Here is an 18,080-nt window from a genome sequence, read left to right as displayed (position 1 = left end):
CTATTGGGTCCACCCTCGTTTGATCGACTCAGCAAGCGCGGCGTAGAGCTTGCCCATGTCAGACGACATGAGCGTCACGGCAATAATCGCTCCGTCCCGCTCCGCAAGGACGCGCCGGAGCATTGCCTCGAAGTCGTGGATGTACCGGTTCACCGACTGCTGGAATTCAGGCTCGGCGTCGTAATGCGCACGGATAGCGCGAGTCTCGCTGCCATTCAGAAGGCGCACGGCCCGCCGCGTAAACACGCCGCGATTGCCCTTGAGGTAGGAGTCCCAGGCGCGCTCGTCGACCTCGTCGGACAGGATCTTGCCCACGTCGATCGCAGCCGAGTGCATCGAGTCGATCAGCATCGAGACCCTGCGCGCGAAGGCTTCACTGTCCTTCTCCCGCTGCTCCTTGCTGGTTTCCTCCATGTGCTGCTCGAGCGCTAGCGCGCTCTGGCCGAGGCTCATCACTTGCTGCGTGAGGCGTTCGGAAGCAGCACGGGCCGAGTCGACAGCGATCGCCGCCACCGTTTCCACCGACCGGAGACGCTCCTCGATGCTTTCGCGGATGACCTTTTCAAGCGCTTCGCGCGCGGCTTGTGACAGCTTGCCAGCGCTTGCCGGGATGATCGCCTCGATGCTCTCTCGGGCGCGTTCCGCGGCGTGGGATGCAGCGTCCTTGACCTGCATGAGCGCTGCAACCAGCGCCGGGGCCGTTTCGGCGCTGAGGCTGGCCGCTTCGCTTTGGGCACCGGCAATCGCCCCTGCGAGTTCCTCTATGCGCGACCTGGCGTTGCCGACCCCGTCGTCTACGTCGGCAAGCAGTCCAGCGAAACGCACATGCTGCTCGCCGATCTGGCTTGTCGCTCCGGCAATTCGTTCGCTCGCCTCGACGGCAGCGTCGCGCACCCAGCCGATGTCGGGCCGGGCCGCCGCAGCGGCTTCGATCAGGCGATCGGTGCTGCCCTGTGCTTCCCCGATTGCGGTCCCGACGCGCTCACGAACCTCGTCGGCGAGTTGCTCGATGCTCTCGCGGAGCAATGCGGTGCGTTCCGAGATCGCGCCGATCGCATGCTCCTGCGTGCCGGCCTGCGATCCGAGCTGGTCGAGCTCGGCGCGAGCCCGGGCGAGCGATTCGAGGAAGCGGTTGGCTCGCGCGTCGCCTTGGGATGCCAGATGCGTGAAGCGCTCGTCGATCATCGCGAGCCCGCGGTCGATCTCGGCAATCATCCGCTGTGAGGCGCGTTCCTGCTCGGCAACACGGCCGGAGAGGCCCTCGATGGACTCCGTCGCGCGATCGAGGTTGCCGGCAAGGCCTTCGGCGGCTTCGGCGCCGGCGCGGCCGATGCCAGCGGAAGCCTGGTGCACCAGTGCGGATACTGCAGCGGACTGTGCATCCATACCGGCGCGGATCTGGTCGAGAGTGGCAACGGTGCGGTCGAGCAGCAGGTCGAGCGCGCCGGAGAAGCTCTTCTCCGCCTGGTTGAGGCGGTCGGCGGCAGATGCACCGGCAGTGTCGATGGTCGCAAGGTGTTCGGTCAGCCGGCGTGTCGCCTCGTCGACGCTGGTCTCGGTGTCGCGGGTGTGCTGGGCAAGCGCGGCGACCTGCTGGCCAAGCTCGCCGGCCCTGGTGGTCGACTCGCTGGCAATGGTCCGCAGCTGCTCGGAGACGCCGCGCGCCGCAGCCTCGGCCCGGGGCAGGTCGTCGAGGAGCACCGCGATATCGGTTCGCGCCGATTCGGCGGCACGATCGAGGGCGCTGCCGTGGCGGGCGAGGCGATCGCTGCTCGATTCGAATTGCCGGGTGATCCCGGACAGGCGGTCGCTGGCATCATCGCCAAGCCGCATCAGTTGCTGCGCTACGGTTGTCAGTTCGGACCGGCTGTCGCTGATCCGCTGCGATAACACGGCCAAAAGTGCATCCAACGAGCGCGCCTCGGACCGCATTGCGATCACCGACTGCGTAAAACGCTCGCTTTCCTTGCGCCGCGTTCGGCCAAACATCAGCCAGACGAGGCCCAGCAAGGCTAGCGGACCGGCGGCGATCGCAACCCATTGTGCGATCAGCGGCGACGAGAGCGGCTGACCACCGAGCGAACGCCCGGCCGACCAAGCCGTGTAGGCGAGCCACAGCGCGGCAATGACCGTCAGTGCGGCACCGAGAACCTGCCGGCCGCCGGCGCTCTGCGCTTCGGCCCACTGATCGGTGTCGAACGTCGGCTGAGCGGCGATTTCACCGTCCAATTCGAGCGGTTCGACGTCTTCCGCTGGCGGTGCAAGCGGCTCGGAGCGCTGTGGGCTTGGGATCATGGCATGGCAGTTTACCATCTTTGCCCGTGGGCGAAAGCGATTAGAGAGGGGCCCGACGCTGGGTTGCCGAAGGGGTAGGGAATGGCATTAGGCGCGCTGCTTGGCGCCTATCTGGAGGACGATTCCGGCGGACTGCGTGCGCTCTTGCCGCTCGCCGGGCGGACCCTGCTCGAATATCAGGTGCGCTGCGCGGCTGCGGCGGGCGCTGCTCCGATCGTGGTGATGGTCGAGCGGGTGCCTCAGGCGCTTCAGGACGCGTTCGAGCGCCTGCGCGGCGACGGCTACGGCGTGTTCCCGGTCAGCGACGTCCACGAAGTCGCCACGCGGTTCGAGGCCGGGTCGAGCGTGCTGATGATCGGCGATGGGATTGCGCCACCCGCCCAGCTGCTGTTCGACCTCGCCGAAGATGCCGAACCCGTCATCGCGACGGTGCCCGACGACGCCTCGCACGAGCAGAACGAACGGATCGACGCGCAGTCCCGTTGGGCGGGCATCGCGATTGCGGATTCCCACATGCTTGGCGCGACGGCGGCAATCCTCGGGGACTGGGATCTTCAATCCACGCTGTTGCGGAGGGCGGTGCAAGATGGTGCGCGCCGCCTCGCGGTGGAGAAGGACTCCGAACCGCTGCTCGTCGAGACCGCAGAACAGCTCCAGGTCTTTCAAAGCCATCTCGTCGCCGGCTCGCGCCAGCCGCGTGACGACTGGGCCAGCCGGTTCGTTTTCGCGCCGGTGGAGGAGCTTGCGACCGCGCAGCTGATGGACACTTCGGTCAAGCCGGCGTGGCTGATGTGGGGAGCGCTGCTGCTGACGATCGCCGCGGCGGTGACGTTCACACGCGGGTGGCTGGGCGCAGGCCTGGTGCTACTCGGCTTGTCGGCTCCCCTCGACCTGATCGCCCGCCGCCTCGCGGTGCTGCGATTGCGGCCGCTGCCCGCGAGGTCCTGGGCTGCCCGGCTCCTCTGGCCGGCAGCGGGGCTGGCGCTGGGCGCGCTCGGACTCTGGGAGATGCGCCACAACACAGGTTGGGGCGCGCTCGTCACCGCTCTGGCGGCGGGCGCTTTTGCCGAGGCGACGCGGCTCGAAGGGCAGCCGGGTGCCGAATCCGACGTGTGGCTGTTCTCCCGTCGCAATGCGATCCTGCTCGCCGTTCCCTTTGCAGTTGCCGGTGCCTGGACGTCCTACCTGCTGACCTTGCTTGTCTATGCCGGTGCGAGCTTTTTCCTGGTGCAGCACGTGCGGCGGGCACTCGCTGGGTTGACCCGAAGTTAACCTCCGCCGGATAATTGGGGTCGAATGATGCCCGAGGAATGGCCGATCCGCGCTAGTCTTGAGGACCAGCCAAACGCACCGCCGGGCACAGGCGGTCGCGACCGTCTGCGGACTGTCCGCACAGACTTCTTCCTGAGCCCGGCGGACCGCCTGAGCGAGCAGGAGCGGGCGCTGATGACAGCGATGCTCCATTGCCTGGTCAGCGACGTCGTCGACCAGCTCCGCGCGGCTCTGCCGGTATCAGCGGCCGCGAACGACGACGGCAATCTTCCGCTGACGCAGCGGCTTGCCGAGGCCGGCCTCCTGGACCGCACCGAACTTGTTCGCCTGCTTCTCCGCCGAGCCGACGAGGAAAGGGTATCGAGCGCAGCCAGGTCCCGCAGCGGCCGCAGGGATGCCCGCGTCCTGCAAGGCCTGGTCAGTCATTCCAATGGCCAGGTGGCGGCCACCGCGATGTCGCTGATCATTGCCCGCGGGCGTCGCAGGGATCCCTTCGGCCAGTGCCTGCTGCACTTCGACGATCTCTCTGACAACGAAGCGTCGGCCCTCGTCCACGCCGTCGCGGCCCTCATGCGGTCGGATCTGTCGAAGACGAGCCGGCCAGCCGAGGTCGATCGCATGCTCGCTGCCGCAGCCCGCGAGGTCGTCGCTCGCCAGGATCGCGCCAACAGCCTCGACAGCCTGACGGCGTCACTCGTTGATTTGCTTCACCACGAGCAGGCGCTGACTGACGATCTGATGCTCAGCGCCGCCTTGGAGGGCGAGATGATCTTTGTCGCGCAAGCCCTCGCCAAACGTGCGGACATTCACGGCGGGATTGCCTTCGACGAGCTGATGTCCGGCGATTCGGGCCGGGCCATGGCGCTGCTGCGCATGGGCGGGGTCTCGCGCCAGTCGGCTGCCGGGATGCTTGCCGGCGTCGGCGACCTCCTGGGCCTCAGCGACCCGGGCACAGCCATTTCGATATTCGACATGATGGACGAAGCGGAAGTCGAGGACCGTCGCGCGTGGTTGACGACAGACCCGCAATACCGTCGTGCCGTGACAGTGATGGATCAGCATTGATGGCGAGCCTCCCGACCGAACAAGCTGTTGCTGGCCGCCTCGACGGCTCCGGCCGCCTGGTGAGCGCTGATCCCGAGCTGGAGCGGCTGCAGTGCGACGCCGGATCGGGGCTCGGCAAGACCCTGGCCCTGCCGCAGGTCGCCGCCATCGCCCAACTTGCGCGCAAGCTCGGAATCCCGGTGTCACGGCCCGCGGTCGTGGCATCCAACGATGAAGACATCGAACTGGTGGTTCGCGCTTCGCCGCACGGCGAAGACGTCCTGCTCTCGCTCGAGAACTGGACGAGCCGCCCCGCCGCCGGCCCGCGCCTCGCGTCCATCCTCGGCGGTGCTCCACCCGAGGCGACTCCGGCCGTTGAACCCAATCAATGGTCGGTCGACGATCAGCTTCGCCTGACGTCCATGTCCGACCGCCTCGCGGAATATCTCGGCGTCGACGTTGCCGAGGCGACCGGAAAGCCTCTGACGCGCGTGCTCCGGCTCGAGGAAGACGATTCAGGCGACTTGCCGCTGCTCCTTGCACTTGCAAGCCGAAGCAGCTTCTCGGGACAGGCCGCGCGTACCCGGTCTGATGACGGCAAGACGCTAGTTCTCAGCGGCGAGGTCGACACGGGCACCGACGGTGCTTTCGCCGGGTTTCGCGGCACTGCGCAGACCGGCGACGAAGAGCCGGCGGCTGCGCCGTCACGAAGCGCTGCGTTCGACCATGCCCTGGACGAAGCACTGCGTTCGCCGCTCGACCGCATCATTGAGGGCGCCGAGCGAATCCTCGATCGCGCCGACGGGCCGCTTCGCAACAATTACGCCGGCTACGGTGGCGACATCGCCGCGGCTGCCCGGCACCTGCTGTCCGTCGTGCAGTCGATGAACGAGGAGCCGGCGCAGGCGCCGTCCACGGTCGATCTGGCTGCACTGGCTGCGGAAGCCGTGGTAATGCTCGAAGCTGCCGCCGAAGAGCGGCGCGTGGAGATCCGTGCCGACGAGAGCGGGGCCCTGCCCGCAAGCGGTGAGGAGCGGGGCGTGATTCAGATCCTTGTCAACCTGATCGGCAACGCCGTCCGCCACTCGCCCGAAGGTGGCCGGGTCGAGCTGCACTTCTCGGCTTCCGCCGGAAGCTCTTCCGTGACCGTGTCCGATCAGGGGCCGGGCATCGCGCCCGCCGATCAGCAGCGGATCTTCGAGCGGTTCGAGCGCGCCGACGAGCAGCTCGGCGGCACCGGCCTGGGGCTTGCGATCTCGCGGCGCCTTGCCCGCTCGATGAGCGGCGACGTGACGCTGGAAAGCACGCCCGGAGAGGGCGCACGCTTTACCCTGACGCTGCCGAGCGCCTAGGCGGCGCTGCCGCGCTTTTCGACCGGAACGTAGTCGCGCTGCGGCTCGCCGACATAGAGCTGGCGAGGGCGGCCGATCTTCTGTTCGGGGTCCGAGATCATCTCGTTCCATTGGGCAACCCAGCCGACGGTCCGGGCCAGCGCAAACAGCGCCGTGAACATGTCGGTCGGGAAGCCGATCGCCGACAGGATGATGCCCGAGTAGAAATCGACGTTGGGATAGAGCTTTTTCTCGATGAAATACTCGTCCTTGAGCGCGATCTGCTCGAGCTCGCGAGCGACGTCGAACACCGGATCGTCGACGCCCATCTCCTTGAGCACTTCGTCCGCCGTCGCCTTCATGACTTTCGCGCGCGGGTCGAAGTTCTTGTAGACGCGGTGGCCAAAGCCCATCAGCCGGAACGGGTCGTTCTTGTCCTTGGCGCGGGCGATATATTCGGGGATCCGCTTCGTCGTCCCGATCTCCCGGAGCATGTTGAGTGCAGCCTCGTTGGCGCCGCCGTGCGCCGGGCCCCACAGGCAGGCGATGCCCGCCGCGACGCACGCAAATGGGTTCGCTCCGGAAGAACCCGCCAGGCGAACGGTTGACGTCGACGCGTTCTGCTCGTGGTCGGCGTGGAGGATGAAGATCCGCCGCATGGCCCGCTCAATGATCGGGTTGACCTCATACGGCTCAGCCGGAACGCCGAACGTCATGCGCAGGAAATTCCCGGTGTAAGTCAGGCTGTTCTGCGGGAACATGAAGGGCTGGCCGAGGCTGTACTTGTACGCCATCGCCACCAGCGTCGGCATCTTCGCAATCAGGCGGTGAGACGCGATCATCCGCTGGTCGGGATCGGTGATGTCCGTGCTGTCGTGGTAGAAAGCGGACAGGGCGCCGACGACGCCGCACATGATCGCCATCGGGTGCGCGTCGCGCCGGAACCCGCGGAAGAAGGTCGCGAGCTGCTCGTGCACCATGGTGTGGCGCGAAATGGTGTGGACGAAGCTGTCGAGCTCCTCCTGGTTGGGAAGCTCGCCGTGGATCAGCAGGTACGAGACTTCCATGAAGGTCGAGTGCTCGGCGAGCTGCTCGATCGGGTAGCCGCGGTGGAGGAGGACGCCCTTTTCGCCGTCGATGTAGGTGATCGCGCTCTCGCAGCTTCCCGTCGAGGTGAAGCCCGGGTCGTAAGTGAACATGCCGGTCTGGGCATAGAGCTTGCGGATATCGATCACTTCGGGACCGACGGAGCCGTCCAGGACCGGGTAATCGAAATTACCCGCCGGGGTGCTCAGTGCTACGGTCTTGTCGGTCATTCATTCGGCTCCACTAACTGGTCGGCGATACGGCTCAGGCTTTCGCCCTTACCCAGCAACACGAGGACGTCAAAAATGCCGGGCGAACTGGTGCGGCCCGTAAGCGCCGCTCGGAGCGGCTGCGCAAGCTTGCCGAGCTTGACGCCCTGGTTGTCTGCGACGGAGCGCACCGCCTGCTCGGTCGATTCCTTGGTCCAGTCCTCGACAACCGCAAGGGCGTCATGCGCAGCCCGGAGGAGGGGACGGGACTCGGGGCTCAGGAGCGCTGCAGCGGACTCGTCCAGCGCCAGCGGCCGCTCGGCGAACAGGAACGCGGCCCCGTCGCCGAGCTCGTGAATGGTGTGCGCCCGAGCCTTCAGCTCCGGCATGGCGTGCAACAGCAGCGCCCTGCGCTCGTCGGTAAGGCCGAGCTTGGCCGCTACCAGCTCGGTCAGGCGTTCGTCTTCCGCTTCACGGATGTAGTGTCCGTTGAGGTTCTCGAGCTTCTTGAAGTCGAAGCGGGAAGGCGACTTGCCCACATTCTCCAGCCCGAACCACTCGATCGCCTGCTCGCGGGAGATGATTTCGTCGTCACCATGTCCCCAGCCGAGCCGAAGCAGATAGTTGAACACGGCTTCGGGGAGGAGCCCGAGTTCGTCCCGATACGAGTCGACGCCGAGCGCGCCATGGCGCTTCGACAGCTTCGCTCCGTCAGGGCCGTGAATCAGCGGCACGTGGGCATAGACCGGCTCCGGCCAGCCCATCGCCTTGATGATGGCGAGCTGGCGGAACGCGTTGTTGAGATGGTCGTCACCGCGGATCACGTGGGTGATGCCCATGTCGTGATCGTCGACGACCACCGCAAGCATGTAGGTCGGCGTCCCGTCGGACCGCAGCAGGATGAAGTCGTCGAGCTCTGCATTCTGGACCGTCACGCGGCCTTGCACGCGGTCGTCGATGACGGTCTCGCCTTCGCGCGGCGCCTTCAGGCGGATGACGAACGGCCTGCCCGCCTGTTCGTCGGTGATGTCGCGCCAGGCGCTGTTGATGCGGAACGGCTTGCGCTCTCGCTGCGCAGCCTCGCGCTGAGCCGCAAGCTCTTCCTGCGTCATGTAGCAGCGGTAGGCGGCGCCGCGCTCCACCAGGCGGTGGGCGACTTCGGCATGGCGCGCCCAGAACTGCGACTGGTAATATTCGTGTCCGTCCCAATCGAGGCCCAGCCAGTTCATCCCGTCGAGGATCGCGTCGATGGCCTCGGTCGTGGAGCGGGCCTTGTCCGTATCCTCGATGCGCAACAGGAACTTGCCGCCATGGTGGCGGGCGAACAGCCAGTTGAACAACGCCGTCCGCGCTCCGCCGATGTGCAGGAAGCCGGTCGGCGAGGGCGCAAAACGGGTGACGACGGGCTTCTCGGGCGGCGAGTGATCGCTTGCGCTAGTCAATGTTTCTCCGCTTGCGCTTGGGCGCGCTTTGCTCTTTTTTGCATGGCGAAATGCAATGGATGAGCGCCCCTAACATAGCGGGTGCGCCTCTTCCACAGCGGGCTCGGGGCTACTGGAAGGCGCGTTTGAGCGCTTGGAACGAGAGGCTGGAAAGCCTGCTCGAGGCGGAGCGCGCCCAGCTTCCGCCGTGGCTCGCGGTCGGCTTCGGCGCGGGGATCGCCGCCTGGTTCGCCTTGGGCAGCCCGAAGCAGTGGTTAGCGGTGCTGTGCATCGGCGCCGCGCTGTTCCTGGCTGGGTTGCTGTCCGGAGCCGGAAGGGCGGGGCGATCGGCCGGAATCTTCTGTCTTGCAATGGCTGTCGGGTGCGCTCTCGTCTGGGCTCGCGCTGAATGGGTATCGGCGCCGCGCCTCGCGCGGCCCACGGTCGTTTCGTTGGATGCACGGGTGGAGACCGTGGAGCGGCTCGTCGCGCGGGGAACCGTCCGTTTGACTCTGATAACCGCCGACCCCGCGCTTCCGCACCGGGTGCGGGTTTCCATCGACGCCGACAAGGCGCCGGCGGGCCTTGCGAGCGGGAGCGAGGTGCGATTACGAGCGCGCCTGGCGCCGCCGCCTTCGATGGCGCTTCCCGGAACCTACGACTTCGCGAAGGATGCCTGGTTCCGGCAGATCGGGGCGGTAGGCAAGGCACTTGGACCCGTCGAGGTCACCACATCGCGTCCGCCGAGCGCCTCGATCGCGTCCGGCAGCGCCTCGGCGATCATGTCCGCGCCAGCCTTCCCACGGATGAGGCCGGGATAGCGGTCGCACTGGTCACCGGCGATCAGAACAGCGTCAGCGAAGCCGATGCCGCCGCCATGCGCAGCAGCGGCCTGACGCACCTGCTGTCGGTAAGCGGACTCCACATCGCTGCCGTAGTCGCCGCGGCCATGCTTCTGAGCCTGAAGCTCCTCGCGCTGAGCGAGCGGCTCGCGCTTCGCTTCAATCTCGTGCTGGTCTCCGCGGCGATCGCTGCCGCCGCCGGCATCGGGTACACCCTGCTGACCGGATCGCAGGTGCCGACCGTGCGAAGCTGTGTCGCGGCGGTGCTGGTCCTGCTTGGCATTGCTCTCGGCAGAGAGCCCATCAGCCTTCGTCTCGTGGCGGTGGGCGCGCTGGCCGTCCTGCTGTTCCGGCCCGAGGCGCTCGCCGGCCCGAGCTTCCAGATGAGCTTCGGCGCGGTGACCGCCATTATCGCGCTGCATTCGACGCGCTGGGCACGGCGGCTGCTGGAGCGGCGCGAAGAGGGGGTAATCGGCCGCACGCTGCGCGCACTTGCTGGCATCGTCCTCACCGGTCTCGCCGTCGAAGTCGCGCTCATGCCCATGGCGCTGTTCCACTTTCATCGCACCGGCCTCTACGGCGTGGGGGCGAATATCATCGCGATCCCGCTGACTACCTTCGCAATCATGCCGCTGGAAGGTGGAGCCCTGTTGCTTGACCTGATCGGCCTCGGGAAGCCGCTGTGGTGGCTGACGGAGCTTTCGCTGAAGCTGCTGCTAGGCCTCGCGAGGGCCGTGGCGGCGGTGCCGGGTGCGGTCGCAATGCTTCCGTCGATGCCGCCGTGGGCGTTCGGGCTGATGATCGCTGGCGGGCTGTGGCTGTGCCTGTGGAGCACGCGCCTGCGGCTTCTCGGGCTTGTGCCGATCGCCATCGGTGCGATCGCCGCCTGGGCGGCACCGGCGCCGGACGTGCTCGTGACCGGCGATGGCCGTCATCTGGTGGTCGTGGAAGACGGCAAACCCTTGCTCCTGCGCGACGCCGCTGGCGACTACGTGCGGCAGTTGTTTGCGGAAGCGTCCGGGTTCGACGGGCAGCCTGCGAACCTGGGCTCCACGGCATTCAGTTCGTGCACTCGCGACAGCTGTGCCGCCGTGATTCGGAAACCGAACGCGGAATGGCGGCTGCTGGCGACCCGTTCATCGACGCGGATCGGGTGGCAGACGCTCACCGGCGCCTGCAAAGCGGCGGACATCGTCGTCTCGGACCGGCGGCTGCCCCGCGGCTGCGCACCGGGCTGGCTCAAGCTCGACAGAACGTCGCTCCGCCAAAGCGGCGGCGTCGCCCTCTACCTCGGCTCCTCGCCGCACGTCGAGACCGTCGCCGAGCGCGTGGAGCAGCACCCCTGGCGCTACTGACGATCGCTCCGGAATGGCGTATGAGGACCGCCTCCAACAGGGGAGGTCAACATGCCGCAATATGTGATCGAGCGTGAAATGCCGGGTGTCGGTTCGTTAGGTCCCAGCGACCTCCAGGGTGCGTCACAGACCAGCTGTTCGGTCCTGCGTGACCTTGGACCCGAGATCCAGTGGGTCCACTCGTACGTCACCGACGACAAAATCTACTGCATCTACCGAGCCCCTAACGAGCAGATGATCCGCGACCACGCCGAGCGTGGCGGCTTCCCGGCCAACAGCATCTCGCAGGTTCGGAGCGTTATCGACCCGACGACGGCGGAGTAGGCCTAGGTCTCGCTCCAGACGGCAAGCTCGCTGCCCGCCGGATCGATGAACTGGAATCGGCGGCCGCCCGGGAACGAGAAGATCGGTTTGGCGATGGTGCCGCCGGCCTTCACGACGGCGTCGAATGCAGCCTCCAGGTCCTGCACGCGAACGACGGGCAGGGGGGCTGCAAGCGCCTCGTCAGGTTGTCCGTTGAGGCCGACATCGACATCGCCCGTCGTCGTTGCCGAATAGTCTGGCCCGTAGTTCGTGAACTCCCAGCCGAACGCCTTGGCGTAGAATGCGCCCGTGACTTCGTGCGCGGTTGCGCTCGGCAGTTCCACATAGTCGATGCGCGGTCCAGCCATTGCGGGGCTCAGTACCGGCGGATCAGGCCGGCGAGGCGGCCCTGGATGCTGACCTGCTCGGGGCGGTAGCGCTGGGCTTCGTAATTCCGGTTGGCGGGATCGAGGCGGATCATATTGCCCTCACGCCGGAACGTCTTGAGCGTCGCTTCCTCGTTGTTGATGAGCGCGACCACGATCTCCCCTTCGCGGGCCGTATCCACCTTGCGGATCAATGCGAAGTCGCCGTCGAGGATCCCTTCGTCGACCATGGAGTCGCCGGAGACTTCGAGCGCGTAATGTTCGCCCGGACCGAGCAGCGCCGCCGGAACAGAGAAGGATTCCGTGCCCTGCAGTGCCTCGATCGGGGTTCCGGCCGCGATCCGGCCATGCATCGGGATTTCGAGCGTGTCGTTCGCTGCCGCGGGAAGTGCAGGGCGAAGCTGGGCAGGCGGTGGCGCCGGCGTGTTTGTGGCCACGGTCTCCGGAATCTTGACCACCTCCAGCGCCCGGGCGCGATTCGGGAGGCGGCGGATGAACCCACGTTCCTCAAGCGCTGAAATGAGCCGGTGCACCCCGGACTTCGACTTGAGGTCAAGCGCCTCGCGCATCTCGTCGAAGCTCGGCGAAACGCCGTTGTCGTCGAGACGTTCGCGAATGAACATCAGCAACTCGCGCTGCTTGGCGGTGAGCATGTGGCGTTACTCCCCCGTTCCGTTATGGAACGAACGGAGAACGTGTAGGCAACATGACATTGGCCGTCAAGTCGCCTGCGCCCGGGTGTTTAACTCGCCGTTGTCGCCAAGCGCCGCTTCACGTCCGCGATGGCGCTCTCGTTGCGCTGCACCTTCAGCTCGGCACGGATGGCAGCGAGGAACTGACGTGCATAATCGTCTTCGGTTGCGCGCTGCAGCTCATGCGTCATGCTGCCGATTATTGCGGGTTGCGAAAGCGCGTTGCCGGGTACGATCTTGTTGACCTTGACGACGAAGAAGCCACGCCCCTGCTGGTCCGGAACGGCGCGGCTCTTGCCCTGCGTGAGCGAGAACAGGACCCGCACGGGCGGCGGCACGGGCTGGCTGCTCTGGGCGATCTGGATGCGGCGCGCGGAAAGCGGCTGAATGGGTGCGTTCACTCCGCTCTGCTTGACGGCATCGGCCAGCGACATGCCGGCCGAGGCCTTCGCCGCGATCTGGTCCGCTGCCTTGCGGGCGCGGATTAGCGCTTCCGTCTGGATCCAGTCGTTGGCCACCCGGTCCTTGATGCTCGCGAGCGGCGCGGGTGCTGCGGGGACGATCTGGTCCGGAGAGACGATCGCGTAGCCGCCGTCATTCGGAAGAGTCGCGATCTCCGGCTCGTCATTCGGCGCAATCTCGAAACCCGACTTCACGGCTGGCGCCAGGTTCGGGCCGAGCTTGAAGTTGGGATCGTTGCGCGAGGTGCCCTGCGCAGTGACGAGCGGGGTCGTGGTCACGGGGAGCTTCAGTTGTGTCGCGACCTCGGTGAAGTTGCTGCCGCCGTCGAGCGCGTTCTGCGCCTTGTCAAACAGGTTCTCGATCGTGCTCTTGCGCTTGTCGGCGGTCAGCTTCGCCGCAATCTCGGAGCGCGCCTGCTCGAGGCTCTTTCCGCCGATCAGCTTCACCGAATCGACCTTTGCGACCACCCAGCCGAAGTCGGACTGAACCGGGCCCACGATGGCGCCTGTCGCGGCGGAGAAGGCAGCTTGTGCGGCGCGCTCGCCCGCGATCGACGCATACGCCTGGCGGGTCTGCTCGGTCACGGTGGTGACGGCGGCATTGCTGCCCGCCGGGGCCGCGGCAGCCGCGATGGTCGCACCGGCCTTGGCACGGTCGGCGATTGCCTGCGCGGTCTTCTGGTCCGGCACGACTGCCTGGCTCAGCGTGCGGGTGTCCTTTGCCGCGTAAGTCGCCTGGTTGGCCTGGTAGTATTTGGCAATCTCGTCGTCGGTGGCCGTAATCGATCCGAGCTGACCCGGAGTGATCAGGGCAAAGCGCAGGGAGCGCTGTTCGGGAACCATGTAGCGGTTGCGGTTGGCCGCGTAGAAGCGCTGGATGTCCGCGTCGCCCGGCTTCAGCCCCTGGGCGAAGAGCGTGACTGGAAGCACTGCAGCCTGACCCTCGCGCGCTTCCATCAGCACTGCTGCATATTGCGTCGCGACGCCAACGGGGACGCGGGCCTCGGCGGCGAGTGGCACGATCAGGTTCCGGGCCGCGACCTGCGCACCCAGGATTTCGCGCACGTCGCGGTCGTTCAGGCGGCTCCGCGCCAGGAATGCCTGGTAGCCCTCGACACTTGGTTTGCCGTTCAACCCCCGCACGCCAGGAATCTGGCTGATCTCTGCGTCCACGAGCCGCTTGGAAATCGGAAAGCCAGCCTTGTCGGCGAAGGCCACGAGCGCCTTCTGGTCGATGAGCTGGTCGAGCATGAGGTCGAAGTCGCCGGCTATGTCCGCATAGGTTGCCGTCGGGTTCTGTTCCCGGACCTCCTGCAGCCGCTTCTGCATCGCGTCGTTCATTTCCTGCTCGGTAATCTGCGCGCTGCCGACCTTTGCGAGCGTCGAGCTGCCCAGTCCGAAGCCGAGCTTGCCGGAACCGAAGTTCGAAATGTCGCTTATCGCAAAGGATGCCAGGATCGCGATCAGAAAGAAGGCCGCGACCGCTTTGCCTACCTTGGATTTCGCGATTCGGCGGAATGTGGACTGCATGGAAGCCTGCTGACGAGGGGACAGGTGGTCGCTTTAGGGGTGGCGTCCGACAGCATCAAGGCGGACCGCTTCACCTCGGCGGCAGCGGCGGCTACGGGAAGCGGGGTCAGAGGGGGAATGCATGACGCTTCGGAAATTCGTTGCCGGTAACTGGAAGATGCACGGGCTTTCGTCGGATCTCGAGGAGCTGCGTGCGATTGCGGCTGCTGCTGGCGATTACCCGCAGGTGGATGTGGCGCTCTGTGTGCCCGCGATACTGGTCGAACGTGCAGCCCGAGCAGCGCCCGGGTTCACGATTGGCGGACAGGATGTCCATCACGCCGAGAAGGGTGCGCACACGGGCTGCGTTTCGGCGCAGATGCTGCTGGACGCCGGAGCCAAGTTGACCATCGTCGGCCACTCGGAGCGGCGTGATGCGCAGCGCGAGAGCAACGAAGAGGTGCGGGCAAAGGCAGGGGCCGGATTGAGCTGCGGCCTCGACGTGATCCTGTGCGTGGGTGAAAGCCTCGAAACCCGCGAAGCCGGTAACGCGCTCGCCCTCGTCACCGAACAGCTTGCGGCGTCCTTGCCCGTCATCTCGAAGCCGTCCGATGCGCTGGCAATCGCATACGAGCCGATCTGGGCGATCGGCACCGGACGAGTGGCGTCCTGCGAGGATATCGAGGAAATGCACTCGGCGCTGCGGCGATGCCTCGCCGATCACCTCGGAGCCGCGGCGTCCGGCGTGCGCATCCTCTACGGCGGTTCGGTCAAGCCTTCGAACGCGCGCGAGATATTTGCGACGCCCGATGTCGACGGCGCCCTCGTCGGCGGGGCAAGCTTGAAGGCAGCGGATTTCCTGCCGATCGTCGCGGCTGCTGCCGAGCAGAGTTGAAGTCATTCAGCGAGGAATAAGCCGGCGGTCGCTACACTCGCCCCAACGTTCCAGTTGAACTCGTTCATGGAGAAGTGATGGTGTTTTCAAAGTCGAAGGTCAGTTTCGCTCTCGCCGCATTCCTGCTCCCTGCGACCGCCGCTGTTGCCCAGGCGATCAACGTCGGCATGCAGGTCACCGATGCCAGTGGCGCTCCGGTCGGGACAGTGATCGGCGTGAACGGCGACAACCTCACCGTGAAAACCGACAAGCACCAGGCCGTGCTGTCGAAGGGCAGCTTCACTGCCGCCAACGGCAAGCTGCTGTTCGGCATGAGCCAGGCCCAGCTCAATGCGGAGATCGAGAAGGGCCTTGCCGCCGCTGACGCCTCGGTGCGCACTGGCGCGGTCGTGAAGGGCGCCGCCGGAACGCAGATCGGCACCATCGAGAGCGCCGACGCCGAGTGGGTGACCATCGCCGTCAGCAGCACGCAGAAGCTGAAGATTCCCCGCTCGGGCGTTCGCGGCAACCCTGACGGAACGGTGACCACCGGCCTCACCGCCGACCAGGTCCAGGCCGAGCTCCAGAAGGCCGCGACTCCCGCCAGCGGCGAGTGAAGCGATTGAAAGTCGGGGTGGCCGCCTATATTGGCGGCCACTTCCAATCAGAAAGCTTCCGATGTTCGCCTTCCTGCTGATCATCCAGACCCTTGTTGCTGCCTCGCTCGTCGCAGTGATCCTGATGCAGCGTTCGGAAGGTGGCGGCCTCGGCGTCGGCGGTAGCTCGTCGGGCTTCATGACCGCGCGCGGCGCGGCGGACTTCCTGACCCGGTCGACCTCCATCCTTGGCGGCGTGTTCATCGTCCTGTCGATCGTCATGGCGGCGATTGCCGGCGTCACCCGCCAGGCGCCGACGATCGATACCTCGCTTGCCAACTCGGTTGCGCACACGCCTGCGCCCGCCCCGCAGCCGACGCAGGTCACGCCGACGAACGAGGCTGCTCCGACCAACACGGTGGCGCCGTCGAACCAGACCGCGCCGGCTGTCCCGCTGGCCCAGTAAGCGCCTGTCCCAATATTTTTTTCGGCCTGCCGCTTGCCCAAGCGGCGGCTGCACCCCTAAGCCTCGATTCCCATGGCGCGGTTCATTTTCGTCACCGGCGGCGTGGTCTCATCGCTTGGTAAAGGCCTCCTCTCGGCGTCGCTGGGGGCGCTCCTTCAGGCGCGCGGCTACAAGGTCCGCATTCGCAAGTTCGACCCCTATCTGAACGTCGATCCCGGTACGATGTCGCCGTACCAGCACGGCGAGGTTTTCGTGACGGACGACGGTGCGGAGACGGACCTCGACCTAGGCCATTACGAGCGCTTCACCGGCGTCAGTTCGCGCCAGTCGGACAACGTCACGACCGGCCGCATCTATCGCGACATCATCGCCAAGGAGCGGCGCGGCGACTATCTCGGCGCCACCGTTCAGGTGATCCCGCACGTCACCAATGCCATCAAGGAATTCGCGCTCAGCGACATCGATGGCATCGATTTCGTGATCTGCGAGATCGGCGGGACGGTCGGCGACATCGAAAGCCTGCCCTTCGTCGAGACCATTCGCCAGCTTCGCAACGACCTCGGCCGCGACAATACCGTCAGCGTCCACACTACCTTGGTGCCCTGGATCGCCGCCGCCGGCGAACTGAAGACCAAGCCGACGCAGCAATCGGTGCGCGAACTGTCGAGCCTCGGCGTCCAGCCGGAAGTGCTTCTCTGCCGCTGCGACCGCCCGCTGCCGGAAAGCGAGCGAGAGAAGATCGCCTTGTTCTGCAACGTTCCGAAGTCGGCGGTCATACCGGCACTCGACGCGCGCAACATCTATGACGTGCCGCTTCAATATCATGAGGCGGGGCTAGATGACGAAGTCCTCCGCGCCTTCCACATCACCGATGCCCCGCCGCCGGAGATGTCCCGCTGGCGCGACATCATGGACCGCATCGACCATCACGACAGCGAGGTCACGATCGGCGTCGTCGGCAAGTATGTCGGCCTTCCGGACGCCTACAAGAGCCTGCGGGAGGCGCTCGTCCATGGCGGCATCGCCAACCGCGCCAAGGTGAAGATCCAGTGGATCGACGCCGAACTGTTCGAGCATCCCGAAGCCGACATCGTGGCCGAGCTCGAGCCTCTCCACGGCATCCTCGTCCCCGGCGGCTTTGGCGAACGCGGCAGCGAAGGCAAGATTTCCAGCGTCAAGTTCGCCCGCGAACGGGAGATCCCGTTCTTCGGGATCTGCCTCGGCATGCAGATGGCGTGCATCGAAGGCGCCAGGAACCTGGCGGGGATCACAGAGGCGTCGACGACGGAGTTCGGCGAAACGCCGGAGCCGGTCGTCGGCATGATCACGGAGTGGATGAGCCAGGAAGGGCTGCAGAAGCGTGCCGCCGATGGTGATCTTGGCGGCACGATGCGGCTCGGCGCTTATCCGGCCAAGCTCGACGGCAACAGCGTCGTTCGCTCAATCTATGGCGCCGACCACATCAGCGAGCGTCATCGCCACCGCTACGAGGTCAACATTCACTATCGCGACGCCCTGGAGGGCACTGGCCTTGTCTTCTCCGGCATGTCGCCAGACGACCAGCTTCCGGAGATCGTCGAGCGTCCGGACCATCCATGGTTCATCGGTGTCCAGTTCCACCCGGAACTCAAGAGCCGTCCGTTCGAGCCGCACCCGTTGTTCGCCGGGTTCATCGAGGCCGCCGTCAAGCAGTCGCGCCTCGTCTGAGCCTCCGCCTCGCGGAACAGCGTCGGAGCTGGACCGTTACGGCCCCGTAGCGCGTCCAAGACGAGGAAATTCACATGCTTCTGACCATCGCCATCATTCTTCTCATCCTGTGGGCCCTCGGCTTTGCCTTTCACGTCGGTGCCGGCCTGATCCACATCCTCCTCGTCATTGGCGTCATCGTCCTCATCTGGAACTTCGTCGCCGGCCGCCGCGCCGTCTGACCTTCGTTGA

Annotated in this window: 17 protein-coding genes; 11 read left to right on the top strand and 6 right to left on the bottom strand. The window is 66.1% G+C overall.

Annotated elements, in window-relative coordinates:
- Positions 1-2,295, bottom strand: coding sequence for a hypothetical protein (locus ACUXST_RS04395; protein ID WP_458388721.1), 2,295 nt, complete (start codon positions 2,293-2,295; stop codon positions 1-3).
- An 81-nt stretch (positions 2,296-2,376) separates the two neighbouring features.
- Here ACUXST_RS04395 and ACUXST_RS04390 point away from each other — a divergent pair, with 81 nt between their 5' ends.
- From ACUXST_RS04390 to ACUXST_RS04380, 3 genes are read left to right on the top strand one after another with little or no spacing between them, the layout of a single operon-like run.
- Complete coding sequence (locus ACUXST_RS04390; RefSeq protein WP_458388720.1) at positions 2,377-3,567, top strand: hypothetical protein; 1,191 nt, start codon at positions 2,377-2,379, stop codon at positions 3,565-3,567.
- 27 nt (positions 3,568-3,594) lie between these two features.
- Positions 3,595-4,632: a DUF2336 domain-containing protein gene (locus ACUXST_RS04385; protein ID WP_458388719.1), complete on the top strand. Its 1,038-nt coding sequence runs from the start codon at positions 3,595-3,597 to the stop codon at positions 4,630-4,632.
- Positions 4,632-5,963 (top strand): sensor histidine kinase, encoded by a 1,332-nt coding sequence (locus ACUXST_RS04380; protein ID WP_458388718.1) that lies wholly within the window; start codon positions 4,632-4,634, stop codon positions 5,961-5,963. The genes ACUXST_RS04385 and ACUXST_RS04380 overlap by 1 nt, the downstream gene beginning before the upstream one ends.
- On the opposite strand, the gene ACUXST_RS04375 is transcribed toward ACUXST_RS04380, so the two are convergent.
- Together ACUXST_RS04375 and gltX are read right to left on the bottom strand one after the other, a co-directional pair.
- Positions 5,960-7,258 carry a citrate synthase gene (locus ACUXST_RS04375; RefSeq protein WP_458388717.1) on the bottom strand — a complete coding sequence of 433 codons (1,299 nt, stop codon included), beginning with the start codon at positions 7,256-7,258 and terminating at the stop codon, positions 5,960-5,962. The genes ACUXST_RS04380 and ACUXST_RS04375 overlap by 4 nt on opposite strands.
- On the bottom strand, positions 7,255-8,679 hold the full coding sequence (gene gltX, locus ACUXST_RS04370) for a glutamate--tRNA ligase (protein ID WP_458388716.1): 1,425 nt from the start codon (positions 8,677-8,679) through the stop codon (positions 7,255-7,257). Before gltX ends, ACUXST_RS04375 begins: the two co-directional genes overlap by 4 nt.
- 125 nt (positions 8,680-8,804) lie before the next feature.
- On the opposite strand from gltX, the gene ACUXST_RS04365 reads away from it, so the two are divergent.
- The 3 genes from ACUXST_RS04365 to ACUXST_RS04355 are packed head-to-tail and all read left to right on the top strand — an operon-like array spanning position 8,805 to position 11,179.
- Positions 8,805-9,479, top strand: coding sequence for a DUF4131 domain-containing protein (locus ACUXST_RS04365; RefSeq protein ID WP_458388715.1), 675 nt, complete (start codon positions 8,805-8,807; stop codon positions 9,477-9,479).
- A 56-nt stretch (positions 9,480-9,535) separates the two neighbouring features.
- Positions 9,536-10,855: a ComEC/Rec2 family competence protein gene (locus ACUXST_RS04360; protein WP_458388714.1), complete on the top strand. Its 1,320-nt coding sequence runs from the start codon at positions 9,536-9,538 to the stop codon at positions 10,853-10,855.
- Between the two features lie 51 nt (positions 10,856-10,906).
- Complete coding sequence (locus tag ACUXST_RS04355) at positions 10,907-11,179, top strand: DUF4242 domain-containing protein (RefSeq protein ID WP_458388713.1); 273 nt, start codon at positions 10,907-10,909, stop codon at positions 11,177-11,179.
- Positions 11,180-11,181: 2 nt separating this feature from the next.
- Here the strand turns inward: ACUXST_RS04355 and ACUXST_RS04350 are convergent, their stop codons facing one another.
- The 3 genes from ACUXST_RS04350 to ACUXST_RS04340 form a co-directional block, all read right to left on the bottom strand.
- Positions 11,182-11,526, bottom strand: coding sequence for a VOC family protein (locus ACUXST_RS04350; RefSeq protein ID WP_458388712.1), 345 nt, complete (start codon positions 11,524-11,526; stop codon positions 11,182-11,184).
- Positions 11,527-11,534: 8 nt separating this feature from the next.
- Positions 11,535-12,197 carry a transcriptional repressor LexA gene (lexA, locus tag ACUXST_RS04345; RefSeq protein WP_458388711.1) on the bottom strand — a complete coding sequence of 221 codons (663 nt, stop codon included), beginning with the start codon at positions 12,195-12,197 and terminating at the stop codon, positions 11,535-11,537.
- 89 nt (positions 12,198-12,286) lie between these two features.
- Positions 12,287-14,227, bottom strand: coding sequence for a peptidyl-prolyl cis-trans isomerase (locus tag ACUXST_RS04340; RefSeq protein ID WP_458388710.1), 1,941 nt, complete (start codon positions 14,225-14,227; stop codon positions 12,287-12,289).
- 121 nt (positions 14,228-14,348) lie between these two features.
- Between ACUXST_RS04340 and tpiA the strand changes: the two genes are divergently transcribed.
- From tpiA to ACUXST_RS04315, 5 genes are all read left to right on the top strand, one after another.
- Positions 14,349-15,101: a triose-phosphate isomerase gene (gene tpiA / locus ACUXST_RS04335; protein WP_458388709.1), complete on the top strand. Its 753-nt coding sequence runs from the start codon at positions 14,349-14,351 to the stop codon at positions 15,099-15,101.
- Between the two features lie 77 nt (positions 15,102-15,178).
- A complete protein-coding gene (locus ACUXST_RS04330) occupies positions 15,179-15,697 on the top strand; it encodes a hypothetical protein (RefSeq protein WP_458388708.1) in 519 nt (172 codons plus the stop codon).
- Positions 15,698-15,758: 61 nt separating this feature from the next.
- Positions 15,759-16,142 (top strand): preprotein translocase subunit SecG, encoded by a 384-nt coding sequence (gene secG, locus ACUXST_RS04325; protein ID WP_458388707.1) that lies wholly within the window; start codon positions 15,759-15,761, stop codon positions 16,140-16,142.
- 72 nt (positions 16,143-16,214) lie between these two features.
- A complete protein-coding gene (locus ACUXST_RS04320) occupies positions 16,215-17,849 on the top strand; it encodes a CTP synthase (RefSeq protein WP_458388706.1) in 1,635 nt (544 codons plus the stop codon).
- 74 nt (positions 17,850-17,923) lie between these two features.
- Positions 17,924-18,070 (top strand): lmo0937 family membrane protein, encoded by a 147-nt coding sequence (locus tag ACUXST_RS04315; protein WP_458388705.1) that lies wholly within the window; start codon positions 17,924-17,926, stop codon positions 18,068-18,070.
- Positions 18,071-18,080 lie beyond the last annotated feature (10 nt).

The sequence above is a fragment of the Sphingomonas sp. F9_3S_D5_B_2 genome, assembly GCF_054263715.1.
The sequence above is the reverse complement of the archived record's forward strand: the minus strand, read 5'-3'. Positions and strand labels throughout refer to the sequence as shown.

Coding starts and splice junctions, on each gene's coding strand:
- tpiA (WP_458388709.1), top strand. CDS start 14,349: ATGACGCTTCGGAAATTCGTTGCCGGTAACTGGAAGATGCACGGGCTT.
- lexA (WP_458388711.1), bottom strand. CDS start 12,197: ATGCTCACCGCCAAGCAGCGCGAGTTGCTGATGTTCATTCGCGAACGT.
- ACUXST_RS04390 (WP_458388720.1), top strand. CDS start 2,377: ATGGCATTAGGCGCGCTGCTTGGCGCCTATCTGGAGGACGATTCCGGC.
- ACUXST_RS04380 (WP_458388718.1), top strand. CDS start 4,632: ATGGCGAGCCTCCCGACCGAACAAGCTGTTGCTGGCCGCCTCGACGGC.
- ACUXST_RS04375 (WP_458388717.1), bottom strand. CDS start 7,258: ATGACCGACAAGACCGTAGCACTGAGCACCCCGGCGGGTAATTTCGAT.
- ACUXST_RS04340 (WP_458388710.1), bottom strand. CDS start 14,227: ATGCAGTCCACATTCCGCCGAATCGCGAAATCCAAGGTAGGCAAAGCG.
- ACUXST_RS04360 (WP_458388714.1), top strand. CDS start 9,536: ATGCGCAGCAGCGGCCTGACGCACCTGCTGTCGGTAAGCGGACTCCAC.
- ACUXST_RS04320 (WP_458388706.1), top strand. CDS start 16,215: ATGGCGCGGTTCATTTTCGTCACCGGCGGCGTGGTCTCATCGCTTGGT.
- ACUXST_RS04350 (WP_458388712.1), bottom strand. CDS start 11,526: ATGGCTGGACCGCGCATCGACTATGTGGAACTGCCGAGCGCAACCGCG.
- ACUXST_RS04330 (WP_458388708.1), top strand. CDS start 15,179: ATGGTGTTTTCAAAGTCGAAGGTCAGTTTCGCTCTCGCCGCATTCCTG.
- secG (WP_458388707.1), top strand. CDS start 15,759: ATGTTCGCCTTCCTGCTGATCATCCAGACCCTTGTTGCTGCCTCGCTC.
- ACUXST_RS04385 (WP_458388719.1), top strand. CDS start 3,595: ATGCCCGAGGAATGGCCGATCCGCGCTAGTCTTGAGGACCAGCCAAAC.
- ACUXST_RS04315 (WP_458388705.1), top strand. CDS start 17,924: ATGCTTCTGACCATCGCCATCATTCTTCTCATCCTGTGGGCCCTCGGC.
- ACUXST_RS04355 (WP_458388713.1), top strand. CDS start 10,907: ATGCCGCAATATGTGATCGAGCGTGAAATGCCGGGTGTCGGTTCGTTA.
- ACUXST_RS04395 (WP_458388721.1), bottom strand. CDS start 2,295: ATGATCCCAAGCCCACAGCGCTCCGAGCCGCTTGCACCGCCAGCGGAA.